Origin of the sequence: Grimontia kaedaensis (genome assembly GCF_023746615.1) — a bacterium.
In the GTDB taxonomy this organism is placed as follows: domain Bacteria; phylum Pseudomonadota; class Gammaproteobacteria; order Enterobacterales; family Vibrionaceae; genus Enterovibrio; species Enterovibrio kaedaensis.
In genome coordinates this window covers 2,897,706-2,914,401 of sequence record NZ_CP082275.1, presented here as the reverse complement: position 1 = coordinate 2,914,401, position 16,696 = coordinate 2,897,706, and the positions used below count along the sequence as shown (strand labels likewise).

The window sequence follows — 16,696 nt, the reverse complement described above, 5'->3', positions numbered from 1 at the left end:
CCCCTTTAAGGGGCTTTTTTTATGACCAAATTTAGGCGCCTATCATTCAGGTGAGGTCATGGTTTTGAGCATTTTTGGGTATACAATAGTGTCAGTTCAGATATCTAAACAGGGAGAGGTTCCGTGAGCGAAACCGAATCCGAAAACCTTTCAGTAAAACTCTTCAAACAGCATAAGCACGCCAGAGAAACATCGACCATTGTTGGCTCGGTCAATCAGTCGCCAAATGGTGTACACAATGCATTGGATGGAGACAGCGATAACAGCTGGTACCGCACACTCCGTCGTCCACAGTGGACTTGGCAAGGTGTTGACCCTATTGATATGGAAGCCACTCTGGCGCGTATTGCGGGTTCTGATAACAATCGAAGCAATGAGACCTTTTTGGATACCGTTGTTGGCTATCGTCCCGGCAATTGGTCTTATGAATGGACACAGGGGGGTATGAAGCACCAAAAGCTGGCGCAGGACTGTGAAGAGCAGGGAAACAAAGTTGAAGCGGCTGAGCATTGGCTACGTGCTTGCACCCATTTTAGTATTGCAGCCTATCCGCATTTAAAAGGCGATCATCTGTCTTTGCAGGCAGAAGTGCTAGCGAACAAAGCATTTCATTCAGCGATTGAAAAGTCCCCATACAAAATCAAAAACGTTGTCACTAACGTTGACGGTAAACCCCTCGAAGGCTTCCTGTACCTTCCCCATACCAATGAACCTTTGCCTACCGTGATCATCAGCGGTGGTTTAGATGCGCTGCAAACAGACCTTTGGCGCTTATTCGAAACCTACTTTGCTCCGGCGAATATCGCCATGCTGACATTGGACATGCCGTCAGTGGGTCGTAGCAGCCATTGGTCTTTAAGCGAAGATACCAGCAAACTGCATCAGGCGATGCTGAGTGAGCTCGCCTCAGTACCTTGGGTTGATCATCATCGTGTTGGCTGTATGGGTGTACGTTTTGGCGGTAACGCTGCGGTTCGTATGGCATTTGTTGAGCAAAATCGCATTAAGTCCTGTGTCTCAATCGGTGGTGTTCTGCATTCGATGTTGAGTGACATGCAGCGTCTTAAGGCTATTCCTCCTATGTATTTGGATACCATTGCTTCGCGTATGGGGAAATCACAGGCTTCAGCCTCTTTTCTCACCCAACTTCAGGCGCTGTCTCTGAAAAATCAGGGGTTACTGACAGGGCGGAAAACTAAGGTGCCGGTACTGGCAATGAGTCTTGAAGGAGACCCTGTCTGCCCAGATACTGACAATCAACTGGCCGCGCTTTACAGCTACGGTGGTAAAGCTAAGACACTTCCCAATAAGCCACTGCATGACGGATATCACAGAATTATGACCGAGGCTGTGAAATGGTTTAGAGATACCTTGTGATCTAGATCTTCTTAACGGCGTGGGGCGTTTATTAAATGCTCAAAGCATTGCTCGATGGGACGATATATTGATCGTAGCGTGTTATACAGACATGAACTGCTGGTGAAAATACACATAATAAAAACAGGGGCTTCGCGCTAATCAGCCTCTCTTTTTGCCTATATGCAGTCGTGTTGAAACGGACTTTTTCTCGTATTATGGGAGCTTGCTATGACCGATGAAACCAAAACGCTTTCTCATGGGCGTCTGCTGACGCGTTTCGCTCAGTTGGGGCCTTACCTGCGCCAAAATAAATGCTCAGAGGACACCTACTTCTTTGACTGTCTGTCCGCCTGTGTCAATGCTAAAAAATCGCCAGAATGCAGAGAATTCTGGGGCTGGTGGATGGAAATTTCACCTAATGACGGCGGTTTTGAATACGCCTACACCTTCGGTAAGTTCGATAGTGAAGGCGAATGGAAAGAGGAGAATGTACCAAACAAGTCCTCTTCCGAAGTGAAAGCATCGCTAGATGCGTTTTATTCAAAAATAACTGGATTTGTCGAAGGTGAACTGGGATTGGAAATCACTGCCAAGCCTTCACTCAAGCAGCCTAAGCTGGGTTCTGCAGCCTAAACCTCTCCTTTTGATGAATTATGTGATTGAGTTGCTTTAATCACTTGTTATCTTGGTCTGGGATTGATAAAAGAAGGGCTTAATCGCTTTTATGTTGTCAATGTCATGTCAGGCCAAGAAAACGTTTCATCTGTCTATTCTGGTGCTGGCGATAGTTCTGATCGCCAGACCATTGTCGTCAAACTCGGTACCAGTGTACTGACCGGCGGCTCCAAGAAAATTGACCGCGCACACCTGGTTGAATTGGTGCGTCAATGCGCCATGCTTATCCGTCAGGGACACAAAGTCATTGTTGTCACCTCTGGTGCGATTGCAGCGGGTCGTGAACACCTTAATTATCCCGAACTTGCGTCGACCATTGCCAACAAGCAAATGCTGGCTGCGGTAGGTCAAAGCCGCCTTATTCAGGAATGGGAAAGCATGTTTGCCATTTATGGCATTAACATTGGTCAAATGCTGCTGACCCGTGCTGATTTGGATGACCGCGAGCGTTACCTCAATGCACGCGACATGTTGCAAGCGCTACTCGCGAACAACATTGTGCCTGTGGTGAATGAAAACGATGCGGTTGCGACGGCAGAAATCAAAGTCGGCGACAATGATAACCTGTCAGCGCTGGTCGCGATTTTGGCTGAAGCAGACAAGCTTTTGTTGCTGACTGACCAACCGGGTCTATTCACTGCTGATCCACGCAGCAATCCTGATGCAGAGCTTATCCGTGAAGTGCATACCATTGATGAAACCCTGCACAAGCTGGCTGGCGGCAGTGTCAGTGGGTTAGGTACAGGTGGTATGGCAACCAAACTGCAGGCAGCAGATGTTGCTCGCCGTGCCGGTATTGAAGTGACGATCGCAGCAGGCAGTCGTCCGGAAGTCATTCAACATTTGGTGGATGGCAAAGAAGCGGGTACGCGCTTCCTTCCATTGGAATCACCTTTGGAAAGCCGCAAACGCTGGATTCTGGCTGGGCCTCCTCCTGCGGGTAACATCATTATTGACGACGGCGCCGCGAAAGCAGTGGTTGAGCGTCACAGTAGCCTGTTATCAAAAGGCATTACTGGCGTAGAAGGTCATTTTGACCGAGGCTCAGTAGCACGCATCTGTAACCAGAAAGGTAAGCAGTTGGCGCGCGGTATTTGTCGCTACTCAAGCAAAGATCTCAGCGCGATCGCGGGTCGACATAGTCAGGATATTCAAGATATTCTGGGATACGCTCACGGCGCGGTCGCGGTACACTGCGACGACTTGGTCGTTATCGATTAATCAAACTGTGGCAGAAGCCGCGGTTATTCAGGAAGAGCAATAGAGGCTGAAATGAGTCTTCAACAAATGGGACGTGCAGCGAAAGACGCTGCTTACGCACTGGCAACGGCACCAACAGCGCAAAAGAACAAAGCGCTGGCAGTCATTGCTGACGAATTGGAAGCGAACGCAGCAACTATCCTTGCTGCGAATGCAAAAGACATCGACGCGGGACGCGAAGCGGGATTGCCCGACGCAATGCTGGATCGTCTTTTGCTGAACGAAGCGCGTCTGGCGGGTATTGCTGCTGACGTCCGCAACGTGATTTCGCTGTCTGATCCCGTCGGCAGCGAGATTGACTGCAAAGTGCTGGAAAACGGCATGACACTAAGCCGTCGCCGTGAACCCATTGGCGTGATTGGCGTGATCTATGAAGCGCGCCCGAACGTGACCATTGATATCGCTTCTTTGTGTCTGAAAACCGGTAATGCAAGTATTTTGCGTGGTGGTCGTGAAACCTTCCACTCAAACGTTGAGCTGGTGAAAGTGATTCAGACGGCGCTGGAAAAAGCCGATTTGCCAGCCTCTTCTGTGCAGTACATTGAAAAGCCAGATCGCGAGCTTGTGGGTGAGCTGCTTCGCCTGGATGAGTATGTTGATATGATCATCCCTAGAGGCGGTGCTGGCCTTCATAAGATGTGTAAGGAAAACAGCACGATTCCTGTGATCATTGGCGGCTTCGGCATCAGTCACCTGTTCGTAGACAAAACTGCGGATCTCGAGCGCTCGCTGGATGTGATCATTAATTCCAAGGTTCAACGTCCTTCTGCGTGTAATGCGCTGGATACCTTACTGGTACACGAAGCGGTTGCTGCTGACGTGCTGCAAAAACTGACGCCACTGTTCAATGACAACAAGCTGAAAATCGTTGCTGATAAAGCATCGCTGCCATTACTGGGCGGCGTTGCAGATCTGCAGGAGGTAACGGAAGGTGATTTCGACACCGAATGGCTGAGTTACACGCTGGGCGTGGCTGTGGTCGCCGATGTGCACGCAGCGCTCAAACACATGCGTGACCACAATGCGAGCCACTCAGATGCGATCCTGACTAACGATCTGGCCGCAGCAGAAGCCTTTATCAATGGCGCAGGTTCTGCGGCGGTATACGTGAATGCATCAACGCGCTTCACAGACGGCGCACAGTTCGGTCTGGGTGCAGAGGTTGCGGTATCTACTCAGAAACTGCACGCACGTGGCCCGATGGGCTTAGAAGAGTTGACCACCTACAAGTGGGTCGGTAAAGCAGACTACCTGCCACGCGCTTAAACCGCGCACCGAATGAATATTGAAAGGCACGCTCAGGCGTGCCTTTTTCTTTTCTGCCAATCTCTTTGAAGGTAATCTCTCGCCAACCTTTACGATCGAAAAAGACCGCCATGGATTACACCACGCTCTCCCGCATCAGCATGAAAAACCTCACAGTGATGCATGTGCTTCTAATGACGCACAGCGTGACACAAACGGCAGAGATCCTTTGCGTGACGCCATCAAGTGTCAGTAAGGCATTGGGGCAGCTCAAATCCGATCTGAATGACGAACTCTTTTTCCGTCGCGGCAACCAACTGATGCCGACGCAATACGCGCTCAGCATTGGTCCTGCTATCCATAATGTGCTTTCCAATATCAGCGGTATCTTTGAGCAGGGTGAATTCGCACCGGAGAGGTTTGGCGGCAGTCTGTCACTCGCCATGCGGGAAAGTACGTTTGAGCTTTTCGCGCCCACGCTATGTGATATTTCCCAAAAACTGGGTGCCAGCGCGCAGCTAAGTATCTCCACCAAGGAGCAATTCAGTTTCGAAGCGCTGCTGAGTGGGAAACTGGATTTTCTCGTACTTCCTCACGATGTCAGTCAGCCACCGACGCTCAGCAAGAGCCTAGTCTGGCAGACGATTCTGGAGGATGAAATGGTGTGTTTGATGAACCCAAACCATCCGTTGGCAAGTGTGGAGTTAGACGTTGATGGCTACCTGAGTTGTCGCCATATCAACGTGATTGATAAAGATTTGTCAGAGCCGTATTTCGAACAAACCCTGACTCAGCACCATGGTGCGCGCCAGATAGCCATGCGCGTGGCGGACTTTGGGTCGGCAGCATCCACCTGTCACCACTCAAACTATTTGTTTACCTGCTCTAAACGTTGGGCGGAAACCGCTTTGCAGGCAAAAGGGCTGGTGGCGAAACCTCTGCCGTTTGATTACGGGCAGGTGGCATACAGTCTTGTTTGGAATACAGTGAGCCTGAATAACCCTGCGTGTCGTTGGCTGCACAGCCATCTTATTGCCGAGAGTTAAGTATAAATGGTCGGTTTCAGCATCGGTCGCTGAATGCGGGCGAACAGCAAATCGTGGAAGCGTTCCATTTCCGCTTCGCTGCATTTTTCCCACTCTAATGCCTGACCCATTACGCCATGGTGCTGAAACGCATTAAGGCGGATTTGAACTGATTCTGGCAGTTTATTGAGATATTCGCCGACGGCATCCACTTCCGTATCCAAGTCACTTTTCCCCGGAATATGAAGCAAACGCACTTCGTGCAGTTTTCCCATTTCAGCCAGCAAGTCGATAGTATCAATCACGCGGTGTTTATCGCGGCCAATGAGCCAGCGGTGCGTCTCGGATTGCCAAGATTTTAAATCAATCATTGCGCCATCAAGGTAAGGAGCAACACGTTCCCATCCTGCACGGGATAATGAACCGTTGCTGTCGATAAAACATGTCAGGTGCGACAACGCAGGATCGGCTTTTACGGCTTTGAACAACTCGATGATGAACGGCAGTTGCAGGGTCGCTTCACCGCCTGACACGGTAATGCCGTTCAGGAAAAAGTGGTGTTGGCGAACCAAGGCCAGCATATCGTCCAAGCTGTAGCTGACAATTTTTGGATTGGATTTATGAGGGCACACGTCGATGCAAAGATCGCAATGGGTACACTTTTCATCATCCCAAACCACCTTGCCTTCAGCACTGAATGACAGGGCTGAAGCAGGGCAGGGTGCGACACAATCGCCGCAATCGGTGCAGTGATTGATAGTATGCGGGTTGTGGCAGGTAATGCAGTCGAAATTACAGCCCTGCAAAAAAATGACCAGGCGGTTGCCCGGTCCATCGACGCAAGAGAATGTCAGGATCCGGCTGACCAATGCGTTTGTCTTACTCGGTTTCACTGACATTCTCCGGTGAGTTCGCTAGCTACCTAGGATTACTTGTAAACAGGCGTGGTCTCGAAGCTCACCACACGAGGTGCGCGGTCAAGAATACCTGTGTTGCAAGCCGCTTCTGCGCCTAGCCACGTGGTGTTCTTACGCGAACCTTCATCGTCGTATTTCGCGATGTCAGACAGTTTGATCATGTAACCCGTTACGCGTACCAGATCGTTTGATGCAACGTTCGCGGTGAATTCGCGGTAGCCCATGTTGATTGCACCCTTACACAGGTTGAACATGGCTTCTGGGTTTGATTTTACTGTCTCGTCGATGGTCAGAATGTCACTGATACCCGAGGTGTAGTATTTATGGTGACCAGCGGTTGCGTGCACGTAAGTCACTGGGTCTGGTTCAGTACCGTAAGGAATACGAACACCCGGGGTTACGTCTTTATCGATGCTGATACCACCTTGTGAGTGCAGTACCGCTTTACCGTTCAGGCCATACTTCACAGGGCTTGCTTCAACAATCTCAGCCAGTTTTGCAGAGATAGCGTGGCCCAGTTCGTTTGCCGCGATATCGTGACCGTACTTCAGTGACTGTCCGTCTTTTTCCATCAGGATGTTGACGGCTTCCGCCATGCCGTAAATACCGAACATTGGGGCAAAACGGCCTTCTTCAATCAGACCTTCTGTTGCCAGGAAGTGTTTAAAGTAGTTTGAAGACTCGTGCAGGAAGCTGCTGCGAATATCCATCAGTTCGATCATCAGCTTGCTATAGGTTGGCAATACTGCGTTCAGGAAGTCTTCAGCACTTTCCGCTTTCTCAGCCGCGTGCTTCAGGTTCATACGTACCAGGATGTTAGAACCGCCAGCCAGTGGCAGCGAGTTGTAGCAGCTCACGATACCGAAACGCTTGTCACCGTATGCCGCAGCGTGCATTGGATAGTTCGCGATGTGCGGCTTGCTGCACTCAACGATGTTTGAGGTCGCTTGACTCAGCAGATCGTCAGAAGTCACCGCAGGGTCGTACATGAACGTCAGGTTTGGTGCGATTTGCTTCAGCTCAGCATCCACGCGCAGGATAGTGCGACAGATAATGTTGTCTGCAGGGCCGATGTTTGCGTGCATGAATGCGTCTGGCAGGGTGCGGTCCAGCATGATCCAGAAACGCTTCATTTTTTGGTAGATCTCTTCGTCTGACAGATCGCCCACGTAAGGCATCAGCACGTCATCCAACTGACCCACGTAAACCGGAATATTGGTCACTGATGGTACGTGGTGGTAGATGATGTTCAGCATGTTCAGCGCATCATCCAGGTTCTCTGCTGGAGACAGCTCCAGGTACTCAGAACCCTGAGACAGGAATTTTGCGTAGTCTGGCAGTACGTAGCGTGGTTTGAATGGTGCGTGACCTTCAAACATGTCACAGATAACGCCGTCTTTCATCGCCTGCTCGATATCGTCAGAGATATCCATGTAAGGCAGGCTTGCTTCTGCTTCCAACGCCAGCCCTTGATTTTTCTGCTTTGGCGACAGGGTTGGGTTGTTGATGATTTGGTAGAAACGTTCTTGAAGTTCAGTCAGATGCTTGCTCATGGGAAAGACCCTACTTTAATTTGGGTTTATTCTAAGCGCGAATCCGGTTTTCCACTATTGAACAATCGAGAAGCATATTTTTCCAAAATGGAAATCCATGTGGTGTGGAATCGGTGTTACAAAGGACTGAAGGGAAATGGTGGAGGGAGAAAGATTGATGCCGTCGACTTTGTACTCTGTATAACTCGAAAATGCGCCATTTCATGTTGGCAAATAAAAAGCCAATCAGTCTCAGATCAAGATTCTTCGATGGACTTCCTAATTTTGAACCGTGAGTTACGCTGGGATTTCCAGTATCACTCGAATTATGTTGATCATCGATTCTGTGTACATAGCGCACCCAAGTTCGCAAAAAATACTCGGAAATTGATTAGTGCAAGGTTGTAGAGTAATATTACGTCATAGGCTTTTAAGTACCCTATTAGTTGAGAGGCAAGTGTCATGGCAGCCACAGCGAGCTACGTAGCAGAAACTACTCAAGTTATTGATCGTAAAAAAATCAATAAATTGGTAGTATTGGCTCAAGAAAAATCTTTCCGAGTGCCAACTGGACTAGATAGGGAGCAGCGTAGAGCGTGGGCCAAAGCAACAAGAAAAGAGGTACAGTAGATTTTGGTTCTACTTTTTTAAAGTATTACTCTGAGCGTTTCTCAGATAACACACTAGAAAAAATTGATGATTTTATCGACCACGTTGAAGAGAATGGCTTACATGGCTGGGTTGGTAAAGTATCTCCTTCAAACCGAGTTCCTGAACATTACCCAGACCGAGAAGCATTAATCGAGAAAGCCAATAAGTATCAGCTATGGCATGCTCACATCGGCGATCCTTGCTTTGAGGACTCTTGGAGCGGAAAGTATAAAGTTTCTGATTGGGTTGTTCATTTTCAGCGTTTTTCGAACTTTCATATCAAACTCCTAGAGTTGGATTATCACAATCCAATGACTTTACCTTCTGAAGAGTTACTTCAGGAAAACGATCTAGAGTCAAACACATAGCCAATATGAGCCGTTGGCAATAGCAATTCATCGGCTGCGTTAGCAGCCAATGCTCTCGAACAACAAGCCCATCTACTTCACTTTCCCCAATCTAAGGTTATCAGAATTAGATTACTTCGAGCTAAGGTGCAAATTCACTCTTGCCCCAAATCCATTTAAAGCACCACAACACTATCCCTCTACAGAACAGAAACAGACTTTAACGACCAGAAACAAAAAACGCCGAGCAATGCTCGGCGTTTTCGTCTTTAAATTTGCGTGAGCGCTTACTTGATTTCCACGCCCTGCGCTTGCAGGTCAGCATGGTAAGAAGAGCGTACGAACGGACCACATGCTGCGTGAGTAAAGCCCAGCTCCAGCGCAATCTCTTTCAGCTCATCAAACTCTTCAGGCGGCACATAACGCTCAACCGGAAGGTGGTGACGGCTTGGTGCCAGATATTGGCCAAGTGTCAGCATGGTCACACCGTGTGCACGCAGATCTTTTAGCACTTCGATGATCTCCTCTTTGGTTTCGCCAAGACCCATCATCAGACCGGATTTGGTTGGGACGTTTGGATGCATCTCGCCGAATTTCTTCAGCAGTTCCAGAGACCATTTGTAGTTCGCACCCGGACGTGCTTTACGGTAAAGGCGTGGTGCGGTTTCCAGATTGTGGTTAAACACATCTGGTGGATTGTCTTTCAGCAATTCCAGCGCAGTGTCCATGCGTCCACGGAAGTCAGGTACCAGGGTTTCGATACGAATCTCTGGGTTCAGCGCACGGATTTCGCGGGTACAGTCAGCAAAGTGTTTCGCACCACCATCACGAAGATCATCGCGGTCTACTGAAGTCACAACCACGTATTTCAGCTTCATGTCGCTGATGGTTTTTGCCAGTTTCGCTGGCTCATTTTCATCAGGCTGGTTTGGACGGCCGTGTGCCACATCGCAGAACGGACAGCGACGGGTACAAATGGCACCCAGAATCATGAAGGTCGCGGTGCCGTGGTTGAAACATTCCGCCAGGTTAGGGCAGGAGGCTTCTTCGCATACCGAATGCAGATTGTTCTTGCGAAGCGCAGACTTAATGTCTTGGATACGCTTGCTGTCCGCAGGCAGCTTGATCTTCATCCACTCAGGTTTGCGCAGCATCTCTTTTTGTTCGGTCGGCATGTTCTTGACCGGGATGAGCGCCATTTTGTCTGCGTCGCGGTACTTGACACCGCGTTCCATCTGGATCGGTTTGCTCATAGTTGATTGCTTTCTGTTAGGGACTCGACCTGATCATAGCCCAGATGCGAAGTCAGTTTCTCTACTAACACAGGGTATAGCTCGGTCAGTGAAGCCGGGCCCCCTAAATCGACGGTTTGTGTCATTGCCATGCCTTCATAACCGCACGGGTTGATACGAAGGAAAGGTGACAAGTCCATATTGACGTTAAGCGCCAGCCCATGGAAAGAGCAGCCTCGGCGGATACGAAGACCCAGCGAGCAAATTTTGTCGTTACCCACATACACGCCCGGCGCATCAGGACGCGCACGGGATTCAATACCGTAATGAGCGAGCGTGTCGATCACAATGTTCTCAATCGAAGTAACCAGCTCTCGCACACCCAGCTTTTTGCGTTTCAGATCGATCAGGAAGTAAGCCACCTGCTGGCCTAGGCCATGATAAGTCACCTGACCACCACGATCACTCTGAACTACCGGGATATCCCCCGTTGCTAACAAGTGTTCAGCTTTTCCCGCCTGTCCTTGGGTAAACACAGGTTCGTGCTCTACCAGCCAGATTTCGTCAGTTGTATCGGCGTTACGTTCGTCAGTGAAAGCATGCATGTCTTTCCACGTTGGTTCGTAAGGACGCAATCCGAGTTGTCTGATAATGAGGCGGTTCTGCTGCAATGTATACCTGCCGGAATTGAATATGATGGGGATAGCTGTCTCAGTCACGACATTATAATGACAGACGGCTGAAATAACAGCCGCCTAATCGTATGGGTATTGTGGTTCTTTAGTCTAATAGAGGATTACAGAACCATACGCACGATTTCAATGTCACCCAGTTCCTTGTACAGCGTTTCAACTTGTTCGATAGAAGTGGCCGTAATGGTGACTGAAACTGCGTTGTAAGTGCCTTTGCCGCTTGGCTTAACGCTTGGGCTGTAATCGCCCGGTGCGTGGCGCTGGATCACTTCCAAAACCAGATCTGTCAGCTCTGGCTTCGCGTATCCCATGACCTTGTAAGTAAACTTACACGGGAATTCCAGCAGGTCTTTTAGTTTTGGTTGCTCTTGCATTTATAACTCCAGAATTGGTCACAGAGTTTCTCTGTTTACCCAAAATATATGTGCAGATGATCACGCAATTTGTTGGAGACGAATAGTAATCGTCCTGTGTTGAGAAAACAAGTTGGTGGCTTTTTCTTGTATCGAAACAACCTTAAGGTGCCGGATTAAGCTAGCATCGTCAGGTCGCTTGAGTATATATGGGGCCGAGAAGGGAAATAAAAAGGGCAGCCATTGGCTGCCCTTGAAAGACATGACTTGAGTCTTAGAACAAGTTCTTGAAGAACATGATGATGTAGTCCATCAGACGGCTGAACAAGCCACCTTCCTGCACATCATTCAATGCTACCAATGGGTATTCCGCGATGTCTTCGCCGTCAACCTGGTAGTAAAGCTTACCAACAACATCGCCTTTCGCGATTGGTGCTTCCAGTGTTTTCTCAAGCACAAAGCTTGCTTCTAAGTCTTTTGCCTTACCGCGTGGCAGGGTGACGTAGGTGTCTTCAGAAACGCCCAGAGCAACTTGGTCGGTGTCGCCCATCCACACTTTCTCGGTCACAAAGGTTTCGTTCGCTTTGTGTGGTGCGACGGTTTCAAAGAAACGGAAGCCGTAGTTCAGCAGTTTCTTGCTTTCAGCCTTACGTGCGTTTGCACTGTTGGTGCCCATAACAACCGCAACCAGGCGCATGTCACCTTCGGTTGCTGAACTCACCAGGCTGTAGCCTGCTTTGTCAGTGTGGCCGGTTTTGATGCCGTCCACGTTCATGCTCTTGTCCCATAGCAGGCCATTACGGTTGTACTGGGTAATGCCGTTGTAGGTGTAAGACTTCTCGTTGTAAATGCGGTACTCGTCCGGCACGTCTCGGATCAATGCCTGACCCAACAGCGCCATGTCATAAGGCGTTGTGTAGAGGTCATCATCATCTAGGCCATGGGAGTTCGAAAACTGGGTGTCATTCATACCCAGCGTTTTCGCCCAGCCATTCATCAGATCGACAAACGAGTCTTCAGAACCTGCAATGTGCTCAGCCATTGCCACACAAGCATCATTACCAGACTGGATGATGATGCCGCGATTCAGGTCTTCCACTTTTACCGTGGTACCGACTTCAATGAACATCTTCGAGCTGCCAGGGAAGTTTTTCGCCCAGGCGTTCTTGCTGATAACGACATCATCATCAAGGCTGATGTTGCCGCGTTCAACTTCCTGACCAATCACATAGCTGGTCATCATCTTGGTCAGGCTGGCCGGGTTAAGACGTTCGTAGGCGTTGTTTTCCGCCAGAATCTTACCCGAGTTGTAATCCATCAGTACGTACCCTTTTGCCGCGATTTGAGGCGCATCCGGGACGACGGTTGGGGCTGCAACGGCTGCAGCAGAAGAAAAGACAGCAGTCGATAAGACTAAAGAGCGCAACAATGAGGGTGATTTTTTCATAGATTTAGGTACTTACTTGGTATTTCTTCAGTCAAAAAACTTGTCCACACTATAACAGATAGCCCGTGTAGTGTCAGACAGGGTTACAACAACTTACTAAATTGAAACTTTCAGGCCAACAGACCCTAATTACTGACACCCGAATTCTTGCCCGGTTCATCGGTAATTGGCTCAACAACGACGAATGCCTCATTTATTTGCTGTTCTCTGGCAAGCAATGCGGCTTTTTGTGTCTGGTCGTAGTCGTAAAATGGCCCTAAACGCACACGATAAACGCTGCCTGATTGGTGGATATTCGTTGGCAGTTCAAACTGCTTTTGGAAAGTGTCAGCAGCCTGCTTCGCTTTGTCCTGACTGGATATCGCGACCAGTTGTACAAAATAGCGGTTTAGGCGTGCACCTTGCCACTCATTATTGTCTTGAGGTTTATCAACCTTGAGTAGCGTCACTTTTACAGGTGCCGTCCCGGTTTTCAGAATGTCCAGCTTGGATGCCGCTGCATAGCTCAGGTCAATAATGCGCCCTTCATGGAAAGGACCACGGTCATTGACGCGGACAATGGCTTTTTTGCCATTAGCGGTGTTTTCTACTTCTACATAGCTAGGCAGTGGCAGCGTTTTGTGGGCAGCGGACATGGAGAACATGTCGTAAATCTCGCCATTTGACGTTTTATGGCCGTGGAACTTCTTGCCATACCAAGATGCAATGCCCTCCCCAGTGTAATCCTCAGGGTCTTTGATCACCTTATAACTCTCACCAAGGACGGTGTAGTCCTTGTTACCGGCTCGGCTGTAAGGTTCGTATCGTGGTTGTGCATCCTCGACATGATCCAGCGTTGGAATCGCTTCCGGCGCTTTATCGTGCTCCAGACTGTAGCGGTCATCGCTTTGCGTGGCACAGCCGGAAAGTACGAGAGCAGTAATCACCAATATTTTTTTCATTACAGAGCCTTAGAAAGCATTTTTCTATGAGTATGGATAGACATTAAGATGCCGAAACCTGCCATCAAAGTCACCATTGAGGTGCCGCCATAACTGACAAGGGGCAGGGGAACACCAACAACGGGTAAGATCCCGCTTACCATCCCGATGTTAACGAAAACATATACAAAGAAGCTAAGCACAATACTGCCTGCCATCATACGCCCAAATGCTGTTTGCGCGCGGCTGGCAATTAACAGGCCACGGCCGATGATGAAAAGGTAAAGCGCCAGCAAGCATGCGACACCAATCATTCCCCATTCTTCAGCAATAACGGCGAAGATAAAGTCGGTATGGCGCTCTGGCAGGAACTCCAACTGAGATTGTGTGCCTTGAAGCCACCCTTTACCGGCAATGCCCCCGGAACCAATGGCAATTTTTGATTGAATGATGTGGTAACCCGCGCCCAATGGGTCGGATTCTGGATCAAACAGGGTGCGAACGCGGACACGTTGGTATTCGCGCATCAGGAAGAACCAAAGCACTGGGATGAACGCGGCTACCAAAGTACCGGCTCCTAAGATGATTCGCCAACTGATGCCGGACAGAAACAGAACAAAAATACCTGATGCCGCAATCAAGATTGAGGTTCCTAAATCTGGCTGTTTGGCAATGAGAATGGTGGGAACAAAGACCATCACCAAACCAATAATCAGGGTTTGAAAACGCGGTGGTAGAGGCTCTTTACCGATAAAGCGTGCCACCATTAATGGTACGGCAAGTTTGATTAATTCTGATGGCTGGAAGGTGACAACCCCTAAATCCAGCCAACGCTGCGCGCCTTTGGCAGTTTCACCAAACAAAAGCACGGCAATGAGCATCAGAATCCCCGTCACATACAGATAGGGAGCCCAAAACTCGTAATGTCGGGGAGAGATTTGGGCGAGCACAAACATCACGCCCAGCGAAAGAAAGATCCGGAAGACCTGACGTTCCATCATAGCAACGCTCTGGCCACTGGCACTCCACATCACCATCAGGCCAAATCCCATCAGTGCAAGGATGCCGAGCAAAAGAGGCAAGTCTATGTGCAACCGCTCAAACACAGTCTTCTTCTGACCAGTTGATGCAAACAAGCTCATTGGACTTGCTCCTCCTTCTTATCTGCGTTCTTTTTGTCTTTGTAGCCATCAACCAGCATATGGTCGAAGATACGACGGGCGATAGGAGCGCCGTTACTTGAACCGCCACCTGCGTTTTCCAACACCATAGAGACAATCACTTCTGGATCATCAAATGGTGCGAAGCCGGTATAGAGCGCGTGGTCACGAAGGTGTTCAGCGATTTCATCCGCATTGTATTCTTCGTCTTCACCCAAACCAAAGACCTGCGCTGTGCCTGACTTACCGCCAGTCACATACTCAGCGTTAGCAAAAGCGCGGCGAGCCGTCCCTTTCTTGCCGTGGTTGACTAGACGCATGCCTTCTAAGGCTGCATCCCAGTATTTCTCATCCACGTTAACAATCGGTGGGTACGGAGAAAATGGTGCCACTTCCATGACGCCTTCGTTCTCCATGCGCTGGAGCAAATGAGGCGGATTGACTTCACCACGGTTGACCAACACTGAGGTCGCTTTCGCTATTTGCATCGGGGTCGCTGTCCAATAACCTTGGCCAATACCGACGGGAATGGTGTCACCCTTGTACCAAGGCTGGCGATGACGTGCCATTTTCCATTCGCGGGTTGGCATGTTGGCTTTGCTTTCTTCATGGATGTCGATACCGGTGTAATCACCGAAACCAAAGCGGCTCATCCAAGTAGATAGCTTATCGATGCCCAAGTCATAGGCAATTTGATAGAAGAAAGTATCCACCGACTCTTCAATCGATTGAACGATATTCACCCGACCATGACCCCATGCGAGCCAGTCACGGAAAGGACGTGAGGTTGAGTTCGGCAAGCGCCAGTAACCCGGGTCGTTTCGCGTGGTGTTCAGCGTGATGGCTTTTTCTTCCAGTGCCGCAACAGCAATGAAAGGCTTGACCGTCGATGCGGGTGGATAGATACCCAAGGTGGCGCGATTCACCAACGGACGGTTTTTGTCATTGAGCAATTTGCGGTAATTTTTGCCGGAGATACCGTGAACGAACAGATTCGGGTCATAACTTGGCGTGGAAACCATCGCTAGCACTGAAGAGTCTTTCGGATCGAGCACCACAACTGCGCCACGGCGATCGCCGAGTATAGATCGGATGTACAGTTGCAGATCGACATCCAGGTTCAATACCAGATCTTTCCCCGGCTCTGGTGGCACGTACTTCAGCGTGCGGATAATACGTCCACGGCTGTTGACTTCGACTTCCTGATACCCAGCGGTGCCGTGCAACTCCGATTCATAAAATCTTTCAATGCCGAGTTTGCCGATATCACGGGTCGCTTTGTAGTTGTTTAGCACTCCTTCACGATCAAGACGGTTTATGTCTTTATCGTTGATTTTCGCCACGTAGCCCAAGACATGGGTTAACGCGTCACCATAGGGGTAGTAACGCTTGAGGTAGCCCTTAATCTCTACGCCGGGGAACTTGTGCTGATTGGCAGAGAAAATGGCCACTTCCTCTTCCGTCATCTGGTTTTTCAGGGTGACGGCGTTGAAACGGCGGGTGCGTTTCTTGTCACGCTCAAATGCCCGGATTTCGTTTTCAGAAATCGGGAGTAATTCCTGCAAGCTGGCGATGGTACCGGGAATATCTTTCACCTGCTCGGGTGTAATTTCCAATGCATAAACAGGGCGGTTTTCCGCGAGCAATTTGCCATTGCGGTCGTAAACCAACCCTCGGTTTGGCGCAACAGGAACGACTTTGATGCGGTTGTCATTGGAGCGGGTGATGTAATCATCATGATCTTCCACCTGAATGTTATACAGGTTAAGAAGCAGGACGCCGACGAGAACGAGAATGCCACCGAAAGCCACAACGGCCCGGCGGAAAAAGAGGGAAGACTCGGCCTGATGATCGCGTATAGGACTACGCTTGTGCTTCATG

15 protein-coding genes are annotated in these 16,696 nt (G+C 49.5%); 6 read left to right on the top strand and 9 right to left on the bottom strand.

The annotated features are described in order from the left end of the window. Positions 1 to 123: 123 nt before the first annotated feature. From frsA to K6Q96_RS13220, 5 genes are all read left to right on the top strand, one after another. Entirely contained in the window at positions 124 to 1,377 is a 1,254-nt protein-coding gene (gene frsA / locus K6Q96_RS13240) for an esterase FrsA (RefSeq protein ID WP_251876344.1), read from the top strand. A 210-nt stretch (positions 1,378 to 1,587) separates the two neighbouring features. Next, a complete protein-coding gene (gene crl / locus K6Q96_RS13235) occupies positions 1,588 to 1,992 on the top strand; it encodes a sigma factor-binding protein Crl (RefSeq protein ID WP_251876342.1) in 405 nt (134 codons plus the stop codon). Between the two features lie 105 nt (positions 1,993 to 2,097). Next, on the top strand, positions 2,098 to 3,255 hold the full coding sequence (gene proB / locus K6Q96_RS13230) for a glutamate 5-kinase (protein WP_251876340.1): 1,158 nt from the start codon (positions 2,098 to 2,100) through the stop codon (positions 3,253 to 3,255). Positions 3,256 to 3,306: 51 nt separating this feature from the next. Beyond that, positions 3,307 to 4,560, top strand: coding sequence for a glutamate-5-semialdehyde dehydrogenase (locus K6Q96_RS13225; RefSeq protein ID WP_251876338.1), 1,254 nt, complete (start codon positions 3,307 to 3,309; stop codon positions 4,558 to 4,560). A 110-nt stretch (positions 4,561 to 4,670) separates the two neighbouring features. After that, on the top strand, positions 4,671 to 5,585 hold the full coding sequence (locus tag K6Q96_RS13220) for a LysR family transcriptional regulator (protein WP_251876336.1): 915 nt from the start codon (positions 4,671 to 4,673) through the stop codon (positions 5,583 to 5,585). Here the strand turns inward: K6Q96_RS13220 and K6Q96_RS13215 are convergent. Together K6Q96_RS13215 and K6Q96_RS13210 are read right to left on the bottom strand one after the other, a co-directional pair. After that, positions 5,582 to 6,463 (bottom strand): YjjW family glycine radical enzyme activase, encoded by an 882-nt coding sequence (locus tag K6Q96_RS13215; RefSeq protein WP_251876334.1) that lies wholly within the window; start codon positions 6,461 to 6,463, stop codon positions 5,582 to 5,584. The two genes, K6Q96_RS13220 and K6Q96_RS13215, sit on opposite strands and share 4 nt — an antisense overlap. A gap of 29 nt (positions 6,464 to 6,492) precedes the next feature. After that, on the bottom strand, positions 6,493 to 8,034 hold the full coding sequence (locus tag K6Q96_RS13210) for a YjjI family glycine radical enzyme (protein ID WP_251876332.1): 1,542 nt from the start codon (positions 8,032 to 8,034) through the stop codon (positions 6,493 to 6,495). Between the two features lie 575 nt (positions 8,035 to 8,609). Between K6Q96_RS13210 and K6Q96_RS13205 the strand changes: the two genes are divergently transcribed. Further along, the gene (locus K6Q96_RS13205; RefSeq protein ID WP_251876330.1) at positions 8,610 to 9,032 is read left to right on the top strand and encodes a hypothetical protein; all 423 of its coding nucleotides are present in this window, start codon (positions 8,610 to 8,612) and stop codon (positions 9,030 to 9,032) included. Positions 9,033 to 9,298: 266 nt separating this feature from the next. Here K6Q96_RS13205 and lipA read toward each other — a convergent pair whose 3' ends face one another. From lipA to mrdA, 7 genes are all read right to left on the bottom strand, one after another. Then, positions 9,299 to 10,264: a lipoyl synthase gene (gene lipA, locus K6Q96_RS13200; RefSeq protein WP_046307631.1), complete on the bottom strand. Its 966-nt coding sequence runs from the start codon at positions 10,262 to 10,264 to the stop codon at positions 9,299 to 9,301. Continuing rightward, positions 10,261 to 10,914, bottom strand: coding sequence for a lipoyl(octanoyl) transferase LipB (gene lipB, locus K6Q96_RS13195; RefSeq protein ID WP_251876328.1), 654 nt, complete (start codon positions 10,912 to 10,914; stop codon positions 10,261 to 10,263). Before lipB ends, lipA begins: the two co-directional genes overlap by 4 nt. Before the next feature lie 125 nt (positions 10,915 to 11,039). Further along, positions 11,040 to 11,309 carry a DUF493 family protein YbeD gene (gene ybeD, locus K6Q96_RS13190; RefSeq protein WP_002542316.1) on the bottom strand — a complete coding sequence of 90 codons (270 nt, stop codon included), beginning with the start codon at positions 11,307 to 11,309 and terminating at the stop codon, positions 11,040 to 11,042. A gap of 253 nt (positions 11,310 to 11,562) precedes the next feature. Then, positions 11,563 to 12,735: a serine hydrolase gene (locus tag K6Q96_RS13185; protein WP_251876326.1), complete on the bottom strand. Its 1,173-nt coding sequence runs from the start codon at positions 12,733 to 12,735 to the stop codon at positions 11,563 to 11,565. Between the two features lie 125 nt (positions 12,736 to 12,860). Next, positions 12,861 to 13,676 carry a septal ring lytic transglycosylase RlpA family protein gene (locus K6Q96_RS13180; protein WP_251876324.1) on the bottom strand — a complete coding sequence of 272 codons (816 nt, stop codon included), beginning with the start codon at positions 13,674 to 13,676 and terminating at the stop codon, positions 12,861 to 12,863. After that, positions 13,676 to 14,797: a peptidoglycan glycosyltransferase MrdB gene (gene mrdB / locus K6Q96_RS13175; protein WP_251876322.1), complete on the bottom strand. Its 1,122-nt coding sequence runs from the start codon at positions 14,795 to 14,797 to the stop codon at positions 13,676 to 13,678. Before mrdB ends, K6Q96_RS13180 begins: the two co-directional genes overlap by 1 nt. Continuing rightward, the gene (mrdA, locus tag K6Q96_RS13170; RefSeq protein WP_251876320.1) at positions 14,794 to 16,695 is read right to left on the bottom strand and encodes a penicillin-binding protein 2; all 1,902 of its coding nucleotides are present in this window, start codon (positions 16,693 to 16,695) and stop codon (positions 14,794 to 14,796) included. Before mrdA ends, mrdB begins: the two co-directional genes overlap by 4 nt. Position 16,696: the final 1 nt, after the last annotated feature.